Origin of the sequence: Clostridium gelidum, from assembly GCF_019977655.1 — a bacterium.
Taxonomy (GTDB): domain Bacteria; phylum Bacillota; class Clostridia; order Clostridiales; family Clostridiaceae; genus Clostridium; species Clostridium gelidum.
In genome coordinates this window covers 3,257,115-3,274,457 of the sequence record NZ_AP024849.1, presented here as the reverse complement: position 1 = coordinate 3,274,457, position 17,343 = coordinate 3,257,115, and the positions used below count along the sequence as shown (strand labels likewise).

The window sequence follows — 17,343 nt, the reverse complement described above, 5'->3', positions numbered from 1 at the left end:
TAAACAAACCATGATATTATTATGGTGTATAAACAAAAAGCGTTGACAAGTAAATAAAGAAAGAGTATTATAAGACTTAGGCAGGAAAAACTGCACTAGGTTTGTTTTGCGTTAAATTGTTATTGGAGGTGAGAAAATGAAAGAGTAGGACAAGTAATAGGGCATAAGAGATTCAAGAATAAATTAAAAGGAGAGCACAAATGAAAAAAATATTAGAAGAAGTAAAAGCAGATTATGAAAAACTATGGGAAAAGAGGGTCGATAGGAAATATGATTTATTGCATACATTATATGACTTAGTACCATGCGGATTTAAAGACAAATTAGAATATAATGATGAATATGATGAATTGCGGTTTGATGGGAAATTTATATCAGATTTAGAATCGATGGATGATATTAGTGGAGGTTATGATGGTAACTTATTTAAGTATAGTATAGATTTTACTAGAGACAAGGAAAAGGAATTTATGTTTCTTAAATTTAGACGTTGTAAAGATGCAAAGGGCAATCGTAGGTGGAATAAATATCTATTAGGAGAATGGGATGCAGTTTAAAAATAACAGTTGCAAGGCTGATAATTATATATATTCTTAAATATAGAAAGTGATTAAGGCAAAAAAATAGAACGAAAAATACTACATAAGCAAATGATAAAATAAAGCTATTAGCAAGATTGGAAAGGATTTTACAATGAAATGGAACGGTTGAAACAACTATATAACGAACATACAATAAAGGTATATGATTATATCCTATTAACGTTAAAAACACCTCTAGAAAGGCTATGGCTCAACAGGAGGTATTATTTAAAATGGCGACTAATAAAAAAGGATATTTTGATAAATTTAAGGGGTACTATGTGTACATAATAAAGGACTTAGAGGACAAAATTGTCTATATCGGGCAGACAACAAACTATTATACAAGGTTAGCAAATCACAAAAGCAGGAATGTTAAGACCACAAAAGAGTTTATAAGCAAAGGCAACTACATTATTCAGTATCTAGATGTGACTAAGGATATTAAGACAGAGCAAGAGTTATTATATTTAGAAAACGTTTTGATAGATTTGTGGGAGCCACCATTAAATGGACAGGTAAATATTATAAAAGATGTGGATTGGCTTAGAATGTTGGAACTAGGTAGTCTGTTACATAGTTTTGGTGCTAACTGGATTACATATTGCAAATGTCTCAATGGTAAGATTAAAAAGGACAAAAAAATATACTTATGCAATTACTCTCGCAAAGTAATAGCATAAGCATACATAAATTAATTAAATTTATGTGTTAGATGTATACAATCTCTAAACACCCTATAACAAAATTATATCAGAAAAATTAGAGCTTGTATATCTCATTTCACAACAGCGGTTGAGTCAAGTAAAAGTTGGCAAGAATTTTATTTAAATTATTATCCATTATTTTACATTGCATTTTTAAAATTTCCCTACCCATACTGTATATTTAACTATAACTAATATCACTAAATGATTTTAATCCACATAAATCACGTACTATTTTTCTACCTAACGTTGCGGCAGCTCCGCTATACGGAATTTGTGCACTATTGCACTTATATGCCTTACACTTATTAGATTCTTTATTCGCTTGAAATACTGTTAATGGTAGTTTTGCAACTACTGTATCAATAACATCATCAGAAATAATATTTCTGTAGATTTTATCTACAGTATCAAACAACCTATTACTAAATTTTTCAGATAATATTTTAGATAAATTATCTGCACCATTAATAGACCAGCTCATTTTTCTGCCCTTCATTCTTTGAGCTAATACATCACAAATATTATGTTCCATTGTGCCTAGATTCTTGTATTCCATGCCTTCCGGCGCCGTAGGCATGTTTATGTCACTTCTTAATTTATACGGTATTAATCCATCTCTATTGTGAACAAAGTAATCATATAATTCAGTAAGCTTCTTAAATGCAATATCTTTTTCGTTTGTAAGTATCATCATATTTACAATAGTTTCTAGACCTTCATCAATTTTACCTTCTCTAAATAGTTTTAGTAATTGCTTTTGAGCTCTTTTATCACTTACCTTACGTATAATCGCTTGGCCTACATGAAATGGATCTAGCTGAAAATGAATGTCTTCATCCTCACAAGTTGCTTTAATCCAATTTGCTCCATCACCGTTTAATATTCTAGTTTGAATTTCATCTACATTGTATTTTTCTGAAATTGTTGCGCTAGCAAGCTTTTTAAAGTGATTGGAATTGCTAAAGCTTGCACAAACAGTTTTATCAACAACCACATATTCTTTTTTGCTCCCTGGGCGTAAAGTCCAGCCAGTATATGATACTGCTAGTTTTAACTCTTTCTTTTTATTTTTCCCTTTTGGTCTATCATTACCTTGAAGATAGAGCCAAACTCCATCTTGCTCCTGAAACAATACTGGTACTTCCTTTTCGCCTTTTAATGCACCTTTGTCATTTAACTCAATTTTACGATTTTCTATTTCTTTAATCTTTTCCCCAAGTGTTTGAACTATGTTCCAAACGCCTTGAGCACTAATATCTTGATTACACATAGTTTTAATATTCTCAGATGTCTTTCTAAAAGAAACCTCCGTCACGTTAGTTAAAATAGTTTCTACGAGATTTATAGACACATTTCCTAAAGTGTCCATCCCTAAATACTCATCCAAAAGGTACTTAGTTGCTTTCTTACCATCTTCAAGTTTAAATTCATAAATGCGCCTAGAATACTCTACGTTCCCCATAATAGTCCTCAAACAAGTTTGCTTACGACCTTTATTACGGTAAACCTTGCTATCTCTTTCATTAAGTAGTTTTTCATCTAAAAATTCTAATATACTTTTTAAAGCATTACAAGCTTCGTCACAAGCATATTTATAAATTCTTTTCTCTAACTCCTTGAAAGTCATTCCTTTATCATTTAAACTTAATTCATACATAAATATAACTCCATTCTATTTAGTCTTAGCAACTTAATTATAATGGATAATTTATGTATTTGGGAGATGCTTTCGCATCTCCTTTTACTATTTATACAGTTTTTATTACTGTTTCTGCCTACTAAAATTATACTCTAACCACAACAGCAAAAGATGAAGGAGAGATTAATATATGAAAAACAAATTAAAAGATAATCAAGAGGAAGTATTAAAACTATGCTCAGAAGGAAAAAGCATAATGGGAGTAGGACTTGAGACAATCGAATTCAATAAATTAACAGATTTACAAAAGGAACTATTAGAAGAATGTTTGGAGGGAGAAAGTATAGAAGAGGTAGGCGTTAAAAATGCCAAGTCTAATTTATTTGAGCTATATGAAAATGAAATTTGGTGGAATTATAATGCAACACCATCAGATTGTATGGAAGCTTTTCATGAAGTGGAGAGATATTTAAACGCTCTTGGAGATAAGGAAGTTAGACAGAAAGCCTTAATTGGAGACTTCTATGAGATGTGTACTAAGAGTCAATGGAATATTGATAGTTTTGCAGGAGAAGGATCAAATTGTAAAGATATATCTACAGTACCAAAAGAACATGTGGCATGGGATCAACTTGGAATTAGATATGGCTTTACAGAGAGTGAAGTATATCAAGTTCTAAAGCATAATAGAGAAACAAAAGAATTAGAAACGCTATTAAATAGTCCAATGGAATACGGTAGAGTAGCCTATTTTGCAAGATTTTCAAATGTAGATGAGAGAGGGAGAATAACATTACAATTCATTGATAGCAATGATAATAAATCGTTAATCAAGCTAGAGGTAGAGTACACAGATGATCATCTGGATCTTATTCAGAGATTAATAAGTAAAACATATGCTGATTATATTAACCCTTATAGCAAAGAGGTCAATTCATTGAAAGAATTTTCAATAAGAAAAACTGAAAGTTTGAAGAGATGGATTCAAAAGGGCAATCAAGATAAAGTTAATAAAATCAATTCAGATATGATAGAGAAGTTTGATAGAGTGGAGGATGCAAAGAGTAAAAAGAGCTTCTATAAGCAATTTGTGAATATGCTTTATTCTGTGAAAGGTGATTTGGAAATGAAGATAGCTTAGGTAGCATGATTGCTACCATTTCCACCTATAAAACTATGATTTTAAAGGTTATGAATTCAGAAATTGAAGTGGGTTAGCAAACTAAAATTTGAATGGGACAAAGGTACAGTTAAATTACAAAAGAAAAGCAGTTTAAAGCGATGGCAAGTGCTTTAGATTAAGAAGAGGAGGAATAAAAATGGCAACAGCAATACTTGTAACAATAGCATTTATGTTAGGATTTGAAATTCGTGATAGAATAAGACAAAAAATTCATAGAGACTCAGAAAAACAATTTTGGGAGAATCTGAAAAAAGCTACTGAAGGTATGTCTAAGGAAAACGAAGAACGCAGAAAAAGATTAAATGAACTTATAAATAATTAATATGCTGGGGGAGATTTATCTCCTCTGGTCACACTAAAGATGAACTTTACAGATGAAAAGGAGAAAAGAATACAAAATGAAAAAAAGAGTAAGTGAAATAATAACACAGGATGAAATTGAAAAATGGAGATTAGGAGACATAGTAACAATAGATGCTAATACAGGTGCTGGAAAAAGTTATTTTGTTAAGAATGTTCTATACGAATATGCTAAGAGTAAAGGGCAAAGAATATTGATGCTAGTACACAGAAAAAATTGTAAGTATCAATTTTTAGATGAACTAGAAACCAATAATAAGACAGATATTATAGATTTAAGAACATATCAGTCAATTGAGAATAAGGAATTAAGAAAGAGTAATTGTGATTTAAGTCAGTACCAGTACATTGTAAGCGATGAATTTCACTATTTTATGAGTGATTCTAGCTTTAATACAATTACGGACATATCGTTAAATAAGATATTGGAAGCTTCAAATAGTACAAGAATATTTATGAGTGCAACAGGGGATGTAGTAAAAAGATATATTAAAGGTCATAAAAAGCTTGAAGTACGAGAATATGAAATCCCTAAGGATTATAGCATAATAGAAAATTTGAGTTTTTTCAATAATGATAGCTCAATAGAAGTGCTGTTAAAGGAGATGCTTGAAACAACAACAGACAAGGCTATTGTTTTTATAAATAGTGTTGAAAAATGTTATCAGTTGCATAAAAAATTTGAACAATATAGTGTATTTAATTGCAGTACCTCAAATGAAATGTACAAGCATGTTGATTCAGAAAAGATAGGAAATATATTAAAAAATGAGAAGTTTGAAGAGAGAATACTATTCACTACAGTTTGCATGGATGCTGGTGTGAATATTAAGGATAAGGAGCTAAAACGTATAATCTGTGATGTTAAAGATATTGGTGTTATGAAACAGTGTGTTGGAAGAAAACGTGCAGTACATGATGAAGATAGGATGAATGTGTATATAAAAAACATAAATAATAATTCTTTAGGTGGATTTATGACCAAATATAAAAAGAACGTTGCAATGGCAGGATATTTTAGAAAGCATACTATTAAAGAATTTATTGAAAGATATCCTAGGAAATTAGATTATTCAAAAATGATTTATGATGTTGCTGTTGATGATGAAAATAAATGTACTAAAAAAATAAATGAGCTAATGTATTTTAAGTATAAAACAGATATCGTATTATTTCAAAGCATAGTCAATAAAAAGGGGAATAATGGTTATCAGAAATATATAGCTGAATTATTTAAACAAGAAGAGTATGACATCATTGAACGTAAATGGGAAGAGGATGGATTATTAAGTTATCTTGAAAAATCTGTTGGAAATATAATGCTAGGTCTAAAAGATAGAAAAGAATTAATACAAAATATAAATGTAAAATTTGATGGACATCTACTTAAGGGTATGCAAACTATTAATCATGCATTAGAAGAAAGAAATATCCCATATAGAATAGTTGAATTATCAATAAGCAGGATGATAAAAGGTAAACAAAAAAGATATCGAAGTGCTTGGAGAATAGATAGATTAATTGCATCTTAAAAAATAGTCATAAAATAGACGTTACCCACTATATAAAGGGTTACGTTCAAAATATGACTAAGAAATAATATAGCGCCGTCTTTTGGTTACCTTTTGGGCGGTGCTTTTATGTGATTCACTGTGAAACGTAGCTTTAGCTAGTTGAACTGGGAAGCTCATGAAAGGCTACAAAAGGTAAAAGAACCCCATTAATACAAAGGTATTAGGGGAGAAAGGTAATTGTGTTAGCACACGTGCCAACCAAAATACCTTACAAGTTCTCCCCTTACTTCGCTCTGCTCGTTTCACCCCTTCTTGTAATATGCCGTAATATTGTAGAGATGGTGCATTAATTGAAGAAGTCTAAGATGTTAGTTGATTAGTGCTATGATTTTAGTCTATAATATAATATATGTGGTACGCAAATACCACGTAGAACATATGATAGCACATTTTTCGAAATTAGGGCTATTAAATGTTGGTAACTAACTTAATTTCATTAGTTGTTTAATAAAAAGCGTTACTTGTTGGGTGGACGCTTTTTATTTGTCTAAAAGTTATGCTGACGCTAGTTAAACAAGTGAACAAGGAACTAACAATCGACAGCAGGAAGCTGCTGAAATGACTGGAAAGGCTCATGACCAATTAATGAGAACTATACGAGGATATATAAAGGTTTTAGATGACTCAGCAATTTTGCAGACTCCTAATTTATTTATAGAAAGTACTTATTTAGATGCTAATAATCTATCAAGACCTTGTTATCTGTTAACTAAAAAAGGTTGCGATATGGTGGCTAGGCTAATAAGACGACTGGTGAAAAAGGAATCTTATTTACAATTTACAGCTACTTATGTGACCAAGTTTGAAGAAATGGAAAAGCAAATTAAATCTAATGTTCCTCAAATATCGAGAGAGCAACAATTAGTATCATCTATTTATAGTGGCGGACTTGATGCAATGGAAGGCAACTAAGGAATTGACTCAATTAAAGGCTCAAGAAGCTGTAAAGCCATTAGAAACTAAGATAGAGAACGATAAGCCTTTAGTTGAATTTGCAGAGCAAGTAAGAGTAGCTAAAGATGTTACATGGATTGAGCAGATATTTCGATGATCTTATGGGACGTAATATTTATATCTCTAGTTTCTAGACACTTTGACTCCCTATTTTGGAGCGTGGGTATAAGATGTGGACACTTCGGGGGAGTTGAGCTTGATAACAGATCCAAGGACGATATGATACTGGAAGACTTGATATGTACTAATATCATGCAGAGAGGTGTTGGTAATGTAAATCCTATGAAGATGGCTAAATGTATCATGGAACTGGAAAGAATTTATGGCATACAAAATGGTGGAGATAGAGGAAATCAATATAAAGTGGCAGAACAAGATAATCTTACTCTGCCCAAAACTCAAGAAGGTTTAGCTGACCAAGTAGGTATAAGTAAACAACAACTCCAAGATTACAAGAAGCTAACCACTCTTATCCCCGAATTACAACAGATGGTTGAGAATGGATCAATGAAGGCTACAGTAGGATACAAGATATGGGCAAAGATGCCACATGAAGAACAGGAGAAGTTCTTTGAGGAAATAGGTCGTGAGAAGCTAAAGACAATGACACAGAAAGCTACAGAGCAATACATAGAGGGAATTTAACCAGTCCAAATTTTGACTAGGTTATTTATACCTGCATCTGCACTAGTTCCAAAAAATTTCACGACGTCGATAAGTACTTTTTTATTACACCACAAAGCCAGTAAATACAAGGGTTTCAGAAAACGCTAATTATCTCTAAAACGTGAAAAATATTGATATATAAGCGTTCTATCGACGTGCTAGCGATGATGTATTTCATAGAATTAGAACATATTAAAGTTAAGGAGTATGTTTTTCAGCATTTTCATGTATTGCATAATTATAGTTAATGATGATATTATATACATTAGATTCGATATTAAGAATTATAGGGGTATAGTGTATAATGAACAAAGGATTAATAACAAGAGTAGATAAAACAATATTTTCTACCATATCAAAAAAGAAAAAGATAATAATATCAATAGTCGCAATATGTATAGCTATAGGAGTAATTTTAATAGGTGTTAATTGCAGTTATTCTTCAAAAGTGAAACAAGCTGATGAGGCAATGTCCCAACAAGATTATGATAAAGCAGTAACTACGTATGAACAAGCTTTAAATCTCTTTAATAAAACAGATACTCAGGCAAAGCTTTCAAAAGCAGAAGCGTTGCAAAAGTCTAAAAAAGCATATGATGATGGAATGAATTTCTTTGAGAATAAAGATTATAATACCGCCTTTCTATCATTTAAAAATGTAATTAAAGAAGATACTATGGATTATGACAATGCATTAAAAAAAATGGAAGAGTCAAAGAATCTATATGTAGCTAGCATGATTGAAGTGGCTAATAAATGTGCTTCTGATAAGGACTATCCTAATGCAATGAAATATTTAGCTGATGCTTTAGGCGTGGATTCAACTAACAAAGAATTGATTGATTTGCGCGCTAAATATGATTCCGCTAGAGCAAAAGCTAAAGAAGAAGCAGATGCAAAAACTAAAGCAGATGCAGACGCAAAAGCAAAAGCAGATGCAGAAGCTACAAAGAAGGCTAAAGAAGATGCAGACGCAAAAGCTAAAGAAGAAGCTAAAAAATATCAACCTCAAAAAATAGTGGATTCAAATGGTAAGCAAATATGGAAAGTTTATATAAGTAATAGCTCTTTTCATTTTACTGGTACTTATAAAGGAACGGGCAACTTTATAGTTAAATTATCAAATTCGAACCAAGAATTAGTTACACTTATAGCTAATGAAATAGGCGATTTTGTCTCTGATAAAACTGTTACAGTACCTTATGTTGGATGGTATTATCTTGAGATAAAAGGCACAGACGGTAAGTGGGATTATAAGTGGCAGTAAAAGAGAAAAAGTGATGAAAAATAAAGGGATTATAATTGGCGTAACTTACCAACAGTGATACTGGTATATTTAATTTGATACTGCACACAATAGTAATTGAAAGAGGTGATTGTCATGGGAAACGATTTTGAAGATGATTATTGGGGATTACTCCAAAAATAATTTTTAAATCCCCATAAGTACACTTATTTCAAAATGAAGCCAGGGTTTAAGAATAAGCCCTGGTTTTGTTTTTGTGCATTGGAGCAGTTGGAAAGGTGTCATATCTAATAATCTATCAACTATTAAAAAATCAATCCATTAATTACATAGATAAAGCACAACTAATTATAGATATAACAACAACTTAAAACAATTATCGTAAAATATCATGAATGAAAAATATTAATCAATCCAATGAAATTCATATGTTACGATTAAAAGGGCTTTAAAGCCCTTCTATACTACCAGACTTTCATCTGACAGACTCTCTTCACATACATTTGCAGCTATCAATATTACAGATTTATCCTGTGAAAAATTTGTGAATGAATTTGTATTACTTCGTTTTCCTCTTTTAAATCCAGCTGCATACGTAAGCACATTAGCTTGCTTTTCTGATATTCCTAGTTTAGAAGCAATATCAGAAATCCAGGCACCTCTATTTCCATAATATTTCTCGATAAATGTATAGATTTTTTCAATTTTAGTCATGCTACTCCTCCTTATTATGCTGTTCTACAGTTTCTTTTATATGTTGAAGTAAGTCATAGGTGGTATTAGTATGCTTATCAATAAGTACTTTCTTATAATCAGCGTATAATTGGCTTGGTACACGAATTGTTACCCTAGTTATATTTTCTTCTTTCATATTTCTTATAACTCCTTTTGATATACTATATGCGAATATTCTTATATTATCATATTCTTATATTCTTATATTAGTATATAGCATATCAAAGGCTTTAAATTTAGTCAACTAAATTAGCTTATAAATATAAGCGTCAGAATAACTATTTATTGAAATGTTTTTAACAAAAGTGTCAAGATATATTGACCAATAGATTAAATAACTATATAATAAGAGTATCAAATAAACTATAGTTAAATTGACATGTAATAATAATATGAGGTGGACAGTATGAGTAATTATTTTAGCTACATGAGAATATCAACAAAGGAAGCATCAGACAAACAAAGTTTTAACAGACAAGAGAAGAGTTTAAAAGCATATGCAGAAAATAATAAAATCGAATATACATTAAGTTTTAAAGACGATTGCACAGGATCAACATTCAATAGACCTAATTGGATAAGGCTAGAAAGTTTACTACATGATGGAGATACAATTGTATTCAAGGAAATATCACGTTTCACAAGACAAGCAGAAGAAGGTTATAAAAAATTCATGGAATTAATGAAAAAAGGTATCAATTTAGTGTTCATTGATAATATGACCGTAGGAACTGATTATATAAAGAATTTAACAAGGGTAGCACATGAACAAGACTTGGTGGCTAAGACGGCGTTAGAAAGCACTATAAAATTATTGCTAATTGTTGAATTAGATAGAGTACAAAAGGAAAGAGAAATAATAGTCAAGAGAATTAAACAAGGTATACAAGCAAGCGAGAAGGCAAGCGGTAGAAAGAATAATACGCTTGATAAAATGACAGATGATTTAAGAACAGATATAAAAGAGTTTTCAAGTAATAGGAGCATTAAGCAAATTGATTTGATGAACAAGCATAATATTAGCAGAAATACATTAAAGAAGTATGTTAAATTAGTATCAGAAGAGATTTAAATGAACCTTTTCTTTTTTATTTGGTTTAGAAGTGTAGTAATTTTGGATAGCTATATCTATGATAAAATCTTCACTTTAAGCTATCACAGAATTACTTAGAAGGTGCTCTGCAGACGATTTAAGAGGTATAATAGTGTTCACATAACCAGAATAAGTGCAATTAAAAACATTCTAATACACCTATTCAATATCATTATGTATAGAGGGGGGGCTAGGTTTACATTTGCTAGAAAAAGTTAGATTCTTATTTTAGTGCCAACAGTTGAACTTGCACACTCTAGAAAGAAATTAGCTAATATTGCTAAAGCTGTTTTTGATTAATCCATATCATGTAGAATTAAGTGTTGGAAGTGATTCTCAGAAAGTGAGATTAAATTTGATGAGAAGGCAGTAAAGTAATGTAACTTGCTTTAAGAAGTCATTAGACTATAATAGAGTTAATTACTTTGACTATATTAACATAATAGAGAGGTGCGTTTAAAATGGACTTAGTTAATTTGTATGTGGATGACCTAAGGAAGTGTCCAGATGGGTTTATTATTGCAAGAAATTATGATGAAGCTATTGAGATTTTAAATACTAGTAAAATAAATATATTATCATTAGATCATGATTTAGGTATAGATGAAGATGGAATTGAGAAGACTGGCTATGATGTCGTCAAATACATGTGTGAGAATGGAATAAGCCCAAGGAAAGTATATATTCATACAGATAATGTTGTTGGAAGGGATAATATGTACCACACACTAATAGGAGCTAGAGAAAGAGGCTTCATAGAGAATAATGTTGAGGTATATATTTATGGTTATACAGAAAATAGAATATAAGAATATATTAGATGAAAATAAAGGTGTAGGAAGTGATTTCTACGCCTTTTTTGTTGTAATAAAAGCATGACTTTATAATTATACACAAAAGCTTCTTAATGATAAAGTGTATGTTTTTGAATTTAAATTCCAGAAATAAAGAATAAGTAGTGAATTAGTTGTATAATGACAGATTTAATAAGTAATAAGTACTTTAACACTATCTTTTTAAATTGTTTTAGAATCTACAATTATTTACACATTATAACATAAATTAAGAATAAGGGTTGAAATTAAGAGAAGCTTAATGTAAAATTATGGTAATAAGTATAAATGGGGGAGTGGATTTTGTGGAAGAATATAACAGGGGAATATTAGTTAAAGAAATTATGTTAGATAAAAATAATCCGAGATTTGGTGGAGGGGTTAATTGTACACAGGAGGAAATCAAGGACAGATTAATACATGCCCCGAAAGTAAGAGAACTTTTAGTTGGCATGAGAGCAGGATTAGTATGGTCTAATAAAATTTCAGTTATGCTCATAAGCGATTTAAGTAAAAATGAGTTGGATATAATAGGAGAAATACCGCTAGATAAAAAATATATTGTAGTAGATGGGAACACACGATTAGCATGTATACTTGAAAATTCTATGAAAGGGAGTTACGATATAAATAAACCAATACCAGTTAACTTATTAGTAAAAGCTAAAGGAGAGAGCGATATTGAATTTCTGTTGAAGCGAAAAAGAATACAAGGTATAAATAATATAATGATTGTTACAGATTGGCATGAGATACCCAAAAGTAAACACTTATATGATACCTATATGATAACTAAAAAAATAGAACACAATAAATCCGAAAATCAGATTTTTAAAAAAATTGGCGAAGATATTGGAATATCGTTAGCTAGGACTAAAAGTGCTGTTTTTAGGTATGTTTTTTATAAAGAATTAGTTGAAAATGTGCAAGAATTAGATAGAAACGATTATAAATACTTAGAAGTATTTGAGGTAAGTTATGGTATAAGAGCATTATTTGGATATTCAACTGATAAAGGTAAATTTATTTGGGATATGGATAATGATAAATTAAGTGAAGAAGAAGAAGAGACTATTGAAAAAAGAAAGGAATTGTTATATGCATTTCCTAAAATTATTGAGATAGCTATAAATGAAAATATAAGTTCAAAGACATTGAGAGATATAATATGCGAATATAAAAATAAAGATTTTGAGGATTTATTACAGAAATTTAAAGATATACAAGATTATCGTGATGCTTTTGGATATGCAGCTAATGGAATAAGGAGCATATTAGAATCAGATGTCAATCAAGAGGAAGAAGAATTAAAGCACCTTAAACAAAAAGTAGATGCTGCAATAAAAACATTAAGACAATTTCCAATTAATGAAAAGTATGCGGTTATATTCAAAAATAAGCTAATTGAAATAAATAAATCAAGTGAAAAGTTATTAAAATATTTAGAGATGTATCCAAATGCGTAATAAAAGGGTATTAAATACAATTGCAGAATATATTATATTAAATTTTAATGAAAGTAAGATGGAATGCATTGATTATTTATGTGAGAGAGCGTCAGAAGTATCTAATTTATGTGAAGTAGATATTGATTTTATTGAGGAGGAATTAATCGATAGAAACTCGCCAGCATATACTGCTCTTATCGAAATAATAAAGCAAAAATTAAAATTAGATAAGATGAAGCAGAATTTATGCATAGAGGAAGTATATCCATTTTTCTATATAAAGAATATTAGAAGTGATTATAAAGAAGATGAGAATGCCTATAAAGAAAAATTAGAATATATATTGAAACATGAAGATGAGAGTAAAAAAGGATATTTTTATCAGGAATTAGTAGTGAAAGTTATGGAAGATTTAGGTGTTAAATGTGAAGTGATTAAAAAAAGTTATGATGGAGGCATTGATATAATAGGAGAACAGAATATAGGAATATTAAATAACAATATTATATTCCCAATAGAAGTATATGGGCAAGTGAAGTGTTATAACAATAAAGTTAAGCCAGCAGAAATTAAGCAATTAATTAAAGATGAAATATATTACTTAATGGAATCGAATAATATACTGGAAATAAAATGCATTAAATTGCTTTTCATTAGTCATTGTGGATTTACCGAAAAAGCTAAAGAGTATGCGAATAATACTCAGATAATATTATTTGATAGTGAAGATTTAATAGGTCTTTTGTTAAAAAAAAGAAAATCAAACAATGCATTTAATTATATTGAAGAAAAATATAATAGCCTTGATATAAATGGAGCAAAGTAAGGAGGGGGATTAAAAAGAAGAGAATTACCTCTTCTTTTTCTTTGGAATAAAATCGATATTTTAAGACTAAATAGAATTTTAAATTAGCATGGTAAAATAAATGATGAGCTTCGATGTTGATATGTTCACTATCAAATCAATGATAATAGTTGTTATATAATATTGTCAGTTAACTTTTTTGCAATGCAAATTTAAAATTGCAAATACTGAATTAGTATATTGAACATGCATATAAAATTTGAATTGTAGACATAATATTACAAAAAATACCTATTAATAGTGGTATAGTTATATAAATGAATTTAAGGGGGAAATGTGAAATGAATATAGTACAAATAGATGCAGAGTTTTTTAAGCATGATGCTCAAGCAGGAGGCTTTTTTCCGAATACTCATACTAATCTAATACTAGATATCGAAAAATTTATAACACCTACTGGTCAAAATTATATTGTAGAGGGTATACGTGGGACAGGAAAAACTCACATATTAAAAATGATAAATAATAGGTGCTTGGAGAAATATGATAAGCTTAAAATATTACCAGTATACATATCATTAGCTGGCGTAAGTGAATGGATTGAAAGAGATATGGTATCATTTAGATTACACCTATATAATAATATTGTAAAATCTACCATTGATACTGTAAAAAAGAATAGAAGTAGTATAGAACTTTCTGGAAACAAAGATTTAGTTAAATCAATAAAAAAAATAGGACAAATGTTTGGTTTTAATAAGGAAGAAAATTTTGATGAATTGCTTGAAGAAATTAGAAATTTAAGTGAGACTCTTACTAAAAATTTAACATATAGTCTTAAAGAGCAATTAATAAAAGAATTAAGGGAAGAAACTGATATTATTGAGGGTACAATGCAAAGTTCTGTTGTAAATGTAAAAGGAAGTGTACAAGCTAAAAATGGTTTAAATACAGAATTGAAATTCTTGGGAAGCAATTTAGCACACGAAGATGCAGCAACATTCATATTAGAGTTTTTTAGAGAATTAAGAAATATATTAGGTAATTCATATTCGTATATTTTAATTGATGAATGTTCAGAAGTTTCGAAAGAAGCTCAGATTGAAGTTTTTAGATTATTAAAGCTTGTGAGAGGATCTGGAGGCGAGGACATAGAAATAAATCCAGTATATTTTTGTGCAACAGCATATCCGACGCCGATAACATATTATCCATCAAAAACAAAAGGTGATTCATTTAACTTTGAAATGGGACATGATGCTGTTGTAGAGTATTTAGATTTGGATGAATTAGATGATGAATATTTAGATTTTTTTAAAGAAATGACTAACAAAAGGTTAAATGAATTTAAAAAAGAAGATACAGCAAGTAGTTATATGGAAATATTCGAAAATGAAAGAGTATTTGTTTTATCAGCATATTTAGCAAATGGGAATATAAGAAGATATATAGAGATACTTAAGCATTCTTATGACAATTTAGCAAAAAGAGTTAAAATAGATGATACTAGTAGTAAGCAAGCTATTTCTCAAAAGGATGTTCAAGAGGCTGTATATTCTATAGTGAATGATCAAATATTATCGTTTAATAGATTGAATGAACAAGATATGGAATTACTTCATGATATTATATCTAAGTTGAGCAAAAGAAATAAAAAAACTGAAACAGAAAATAAAAGCAAAATAAATAAAATACCAGCTAATGTGTATTTTACTATATCAAGATTACAAGCAAATACGTATGGAAATTTAATAATGCAAGGTGCTTTACATGATAAGGGAAGAACTAGAAGAAGAAAATATTATACAGAAGGAGGAGTAAGAGGACTCCTATATATGTTGGATTTATCTGTTGCATTTAATGAAAGTGCTATAGATAGACAGAGAGCCGTTGAAATATTTTCAAAAGACTTAAAAGCTAATGCAAAAAGTGGATATTTATATTGTCAAGATGTTGAAATAAAATAAATAATCATGGAAACAGAAGTAGTATAAATGAAGTTTTATACCACTTCTGTTTTTATTTGAGTTACTAAATAAAATTGATATTTTAACGACGAAAAAGTATCATGATTAAGGAATGCTGATTTACAGTTTGTAACAAAGGATATATAATTAGTTTAATAATGAAATTTTATAAAAATAAGAAGTGCATATACTACTACGTGGTTATATGTTTTAGTTAGATAGAGGTGTGCCAAATTGAAATATTTATTTTGGAATGCTAATAAAGAAATTATTAATGATTATATAGTGAAATTATCGGTAAAGAATGATTATGATATGATTATACTTGCTGAATATGGAGATGATATTAATGATTTATTAAAAAAAATGCAAAGTAATAAAATTATAATGTACAAAATTATGAGTAATTGCAAAAGAATAAAAATCCTGTCAAAGAGTAAACCTAATAAGATAAAACATTGTAATGAGACAGAATATTATACTATAAAAATACTTGAAGTTAATAAAAGTGAAAAGCAAATAATAGCAGCGGTTCATTTACCAAGCAAACTTTATGCAGAAGATGAAGACAGAAGAATAGAGATATCAGAGATTGTAAGTCACATAGAAAAACTAGAATGTAAATATAAAACTAATAACACTATAATAGTTGGAGATTTTAATGCTGACCCTTTTGAAGGGTGTATGACTAAAATTACAGGATTACACTCTGTATCATCAAAAGATGTTGCTTTGAAGATTAAGAGGACTGTTAAACAAAGAGAGTATAATATGTTTTATAATCCAATGTGGAATAAATTTGGAGACTTTCAAGGGGTAGCGGGTACATATTATTATTCTGGAAGTACGGCAGAAGAAATTTTTTGGCATATTTTTGACCAAGTAATCATAAGACCACAACTTATTTCACGTTTTGAAGAAGAAAAGCTAAATATAATAACTCAAATTGAAGATGATATACTAGTAAAAAATAATACACGAATAATGGTAAGTGACCATTTACCAATAGAATTTTCGGTGATGGAGGTATAATATATGGAAAGTTTTTGGGGAAAGAATTTAGATAAAAAAAGTATTAATACACCAAAGAAAATATTGGAGGAACAATCAGCCTATCTTGAAAAGGAAACTGGAGGATATGTTTTTACAGAAGTGATTAATAAAACGAATGGACATAAACGGGGAAGTTTTGAGTTAGTATATGTGTTAAAAGCAAAATATTTTGAAGATTATAGTTATAAATTATTTTCATTAAGTCATGATGCAATTATTTATCCTAGTTTTATCGTGTTAGAAGGTCATGTTTTTGATGAAGTAAACCCTATTTTGAATCAAATTAATGATGTTGAATGTGAGGAAGAGACTTGTGAAGTTATAGTTAAGACTGAAAAATCATTTATAGATACTTTAAAAGTTATATTGTCAAGTGAAGAAGTAGGAAATTTAGTTTCTGGTATAATGACTATAACTAATGATTATCTTTAACATATTTATTTGATATAAAAGTTTAATTTTAACGTTATGGTAAGAGGCATAGGGGGATAGTGTG

19 protein-coding genes are annotated in these 17,343 nt (G+C 29.5%); 16 read left to right on the top strand and 3 right to left on the bottom strand.

The window, feature by feature from the left end; all coding sequences use genetic code 11:
* Positions 1 to 200: 200 nt before the first annotated feature.
* Both psyc5s11_RS14720 and psyc5s11_RS14715 read left to right on the top strand, forming a co-directional pair.
* Complete coding sequence (locus psyc5s11_RS14720; RefSeq protein WP_224033260.1) at positions 201 to 557, top strand: hypothetical protein; 357 nt, start codon at positions 201 to 203, stop codon at positions 555 to 557.
* A 257-nt stretch (positions 558 to 814) separates the two neighbouring features.
* Positions 815 to 1,264, top strand: a complete 450-nt coding sequence (locus tag psyc5s11_RS14715) for a GIY-YIG nuclease family protein (protein ID WP_224033259.1) — start codon at positions 815 to 817, stop codon at positions 1,262 to 1,264.
* Positions 1,265 to 1,469: 205 nt separating this feature from the next.
* Here psyc5s11_RS14715 and psyc5s11_RS14710 read toward each other — a convergent pair whose 3' ends face one another.
* The gene (locus psyc5s11_RS14710; RefSeq protein ID WP_224033258.1) at positions 1,470 to 2,948 is read right to left on the bottom strand and encodes an ISLre2 family transposase; all 1,479 of its coding nucleotides are present in this window, start codon (positions 2,946 to 2,948) and stop codon (positions 1,470 to 1,472) included.
* Positions 2,949 to 3,120: 172 nt separating this feature from the next.
* Between psyc5s11_RS14710 and psyc5s11_RS14705 the strand changes: the two genes are divergently transcribed.
* The 7 genes from psyc5s11_RS14705 (at position 3,121) to psyc5s11_RS14675 (ending at position 8,934) form a co-directional block, all read left to right on the top strand.
* Positions 3,121 to 4,071: a hypothetical protein gene (locus psyc5s11_RS14705; RefSeq protein WP_224033257.1), complete on the top strand. Its 951-nt coding sequence runs from the start codon at positions 3,121 to 3,123 to the stop codon at positions 4,069 to 4,071.
* Positions 4,072 to 4,249: 178 nt separating this feature from the next.
* The gene (locus psyc5s11_RS14700; protein WP_224033256.1) at positions 4,250 to 4,435 is read left to right on the top strand and encodes a hypothetical protein; all 186 of its coding nucleotides are present in this window, start codon (positions 4,250 to 4,252) and stop codon (positions 4,433 to 4,435) included.
* 76 nt (positions 4,436 to 4,511) lie between these two features.
* Complete coding sequence (locus psyc5s11_RS14695; protein ID WP_224033255.1) at positions 4,512 to 6,005, top strand: DEAD/DEAH box helicase family protein; 1,494 nt, start codon at positions 4,512 to 4,514, stop codon at positions 6,003 to 6,005.
* Between the two features lie 600 nt (positions 6,006 to 6,605).
* The gene (locus psyc5s11_RS14690) at positions 6,606 to 6,959 is read left to right on the top strand and encodes a Rha family transcriptional regulator (protein WP_224033254.1); all 354 of its coding nucleotides are present in this window, start codon (positions 6,606 to 6,608) and stop codon (positions 6,957 to 6,959) included.
* Positions 6,940 to 7,098 (top strand): hypothetical protein, encoded by a 159-nt coding sequence (locus tag psyc5s11_RS14685; RefSeq protein ID WP_224033253.1) that lies wholly within the window; start codon positions 6,940 to 6,942, stop codon positions 7,096 to 7,098. The genes psyc5s11_RS14690 and psyc5s11_RS14685 overlap by 20 nt, the downstream gene beginning before the upstream one ends.
* Positions 7,099 to 7,220: 122 nt before the next feature.
* Positions 7,221 to 7,646, top strand: a complete 426-nt coding sequence (locus tag psyc5s11_RS14680; protein ID WP_224033252.1) for a hypothetical protein — start codon at positions 7,221 to 7,223, stop codon at positions 7,644 to 7,646.
* Between the two features lie 325 nt (positions 7,647 to 7,971).
* Positions 7,972 to 8,934: a tetratricopeptide repeat protein gene (locus psyc5s11_RS14675; protein ID WP_224033251.1), complete on the top strand. Its 963-nt coding sequence runs from the start codon at positions 7,972 to 7,974 to the stop codon at positions 8,932 to 8,934.
* 438 nt (positions 8,935 to 9,372) lie between these two features.
* On the opposite strand, the gene psyc5s11_RS14670 is transcribed toward psyc5s11_RS14675, so the two are convergent.
* Positions 9,373 to 9,627, bottom strand: coding sequence for a hypothetical protein (locus tag psyc5s11_RS14670; RefSeq protein WP_224033250.1), 255 nt, complete (start codon positions 9,625 to 9,627; stop codon positions 9,373 to 9,375).
* A gap of 1 nt (position 9,628) precedes the next feature.
* A complete protein-coding gene (locus psyc5s11_RS14665; RefSeq protein ID WP_224033249.1) occupies positions 9,629 to 9,784 on the bottom strand; it encodes a hypothetical protein in 156 nt (51 codons plus the stop codon).
* 270 nt (positions 9,785 to 10,054) lie between these two features.
* Between psyc5s11_RS14665 and psyc5s11_RS14660 the strand changes: the two genes are divergently transcribed.
* From psyc5s11_RS14660 to psyc5s11_RS14630, 7 genes are all read left to right on the top strand, one after another.
* A complete protein-coding gene (locus tag psyc5s11_RS14660; RefSeq protein WP_224033248.1) occupies positions 10,055 to 10,720 on the top strand; it encodes a recombinase family protein in 666 nt (221 codons plus the stop codon).
* Between the two features lie 482 nt (positions 10,721 to 11,202).
* Positions 11,203 to 11,550: a cyclic-phosphate processing receiver domain-containing protein gene (locus tag psyc5s11_RS14655; protein ID WP_224033247.1), complete on the top strand. Its 348-nt coding sequence runs from the start codon at positions 11,203 to 11,205 to the stop codon at positions 11,548 to 11,550.
* A 329-nt stretch (positions 11,551 to 11,879) separates the two neighbouring features.
* Positions 11,880 to 13,040, top strand: coding sequence for a hypothetical protein (locus psyc5s11_RS14650; protein WP_224033246.1), 1,161 nt, complete (start codon positions 11,880 to 11,882; stop codon positions 13,038 to 13,040).
* Positions 13,033 to 13,848, top strand: coding sequence for a restriction endonuclease (locus psyc5s11_RS14645; RefSeq protein ID WP_224033245.1), 816 nt, complete (start codon positions 13,033 to 13,035; stop codon positions 13,846 to 13,848). Before psyc5s11_RS14650 ends, psyc5s11_RS14645 begins: the two co-directional genes overlap by 8 nt.
* Positions 13,849 to 14,168: 320 nt before the next feature.
* Positions 14,169 to 15,794: a hypothetical protein gene (locus psyc5s11_RS14640; protein ID WP_224033244.1), complete on the top strand. Its 1,626-nt coding sequence runs from the start codon at positions 14,169 to 14,171 to the stop codon at positions 15,792 to 15,794.
* A gap of 234 nt (positions 15,795 to 16,028) precedes the next feature.
* Positions 16,029 to 16,826: a hypothetical protein gene (locus psyc5s11_RS14635; RefSeq protein ID WP_224033243.1), complete on the top strand. Its 798-nt coding sequence runs from the start codon at positions 16,029 to 16,031 to the stop codon at positions 16,824 to 16,826.
* Positions 16,827 to 16,829: 3 nt separating this feature from the next.
* Positions 16,830 to 17,279, top strand: coding sequence for a hypothetical protein (locus tag psyc5s11_RS14630; RefSeq protein ID WP_224033242.1), 450 nt, complete (start codon positions 16,830 to 16,832; stop codon positions 17,277 to 17,279).
* Positions 17,280 to 17,343 lie beyond the last annotated feature (64 nt).

Coding starts and splice junctions, on each gene's coding strand:
- psyc5s11_RS14630 (WP_224033242.1), top strand. CDS start 16,830: ATGGAAAGTTTTTGGGGAAAGAATTTAGATAAAAAAAGTATTAATACA.
- psyc5s11_RS14690 (WP_224033254.1), top strand. CDS start 6,606: ATGACTGGAAAGGCTCATGACCAATTAATGAGAACTATACGAGGATAT.
- psyc5s11_RS14675 (WP_224033251.1), top strand. CDS start 7,972: ATGAACAAAGGATTAATAACAAGAGTAGATAAAACAATATTTTCTACC.
- psyc5s11_RS14710 (WP_224033258.1), bottom strand. CDS start 2,948: ATGTATGAATTAAGTTTAAATGATAAAGGAATGACTTTCAAGGAGTTA.
- psyc5s11_RS14670 (WP_224033250.1), bottom strand. CDS start 9,627: ATGACTAAAATTGAAAAAATCTATACATTTATCGAGAAATATTATGGA.
- psyc5s11_RS14705 (WP_224033257.1), top strand. CDS start 3,121: ATGAAAAACAAATTAAAAGATAATCAAGAGGAAGTATTAAAACTATGC.
- psyc5s11_RS14665 (WP_224033249.1), bottom strand. CDS start 9,784: ATGAAAGAAGAAAATATAACTAGGGTAACAATTCGTGTACCAAGCCAA.
- psyc5s11_RS14640 (WP_224033244.1), top strand. CDS start 14,169: ATGAATATAGTACAAATAGATGCAGAGTTTTTTAAGCATGATGCTCAA.
- psyc5s11_RS14715 (WP_224033259.1), top strand. CDS start 815: ATGGCGACTAATAAAAAAGGATATTTTGATAAATTTAAGGGGTACTAT.
- psyc5s11_RS14695 (WP_224033255.1), top strand. CDS start 4,512: ATGAAAAAAAGAGTAAGTGAAATAATAACACAGGATGAAATTGAAAAA.
- psyc5s11_RS14680 (WP_224033252.1), top strand. CDS start 7,221: ATGATACTGGAAGACTTGATATGTACTAATATCATGCAGAGAGGTGTT.
- psyc5s11_RS14655 (WP_224033247.1), top strand. CDS start 11,203: ATGGACTTAGTTAATTTGTATGTGGATGACCTAAGGAAGTGTCCAGAT.
- psyc5s11_RS14660 (WP_224033248.1), top strand. CDS start 10,055: ATGAGTAATTATTTTAGCTACATGAGAATATCAACAAAGGAAGCATCA.
- psyc5s11_RS14685 (WP_224033253.1), top strand. CDS start 6,940: ATGCAATGGAAGGCAACTAAGGAATTGACTCAATTAAAGGCTCAAGAA.
- psyc5s11_RS14645 (WP_224033245.1), top strand. CDS start 13,033: ATGCGTAATAAAAGGGTATTAAATACAATTGCAGAATATATTATATTA.
- psyc5s11_RS14720 (WP_224033260.1), top strand. CDS start 201: ATGAAAAAAATATTAGAAGAAGTAAAAGCAGATTATGAAAAACTATGG.
- psyc5s11_RS14700 (WP_224033256.1), top strand. CDS start 4,250: ATGGCAACAGCAATACTTGTAACAATAGCATTTATGTTAGGATTTGAA.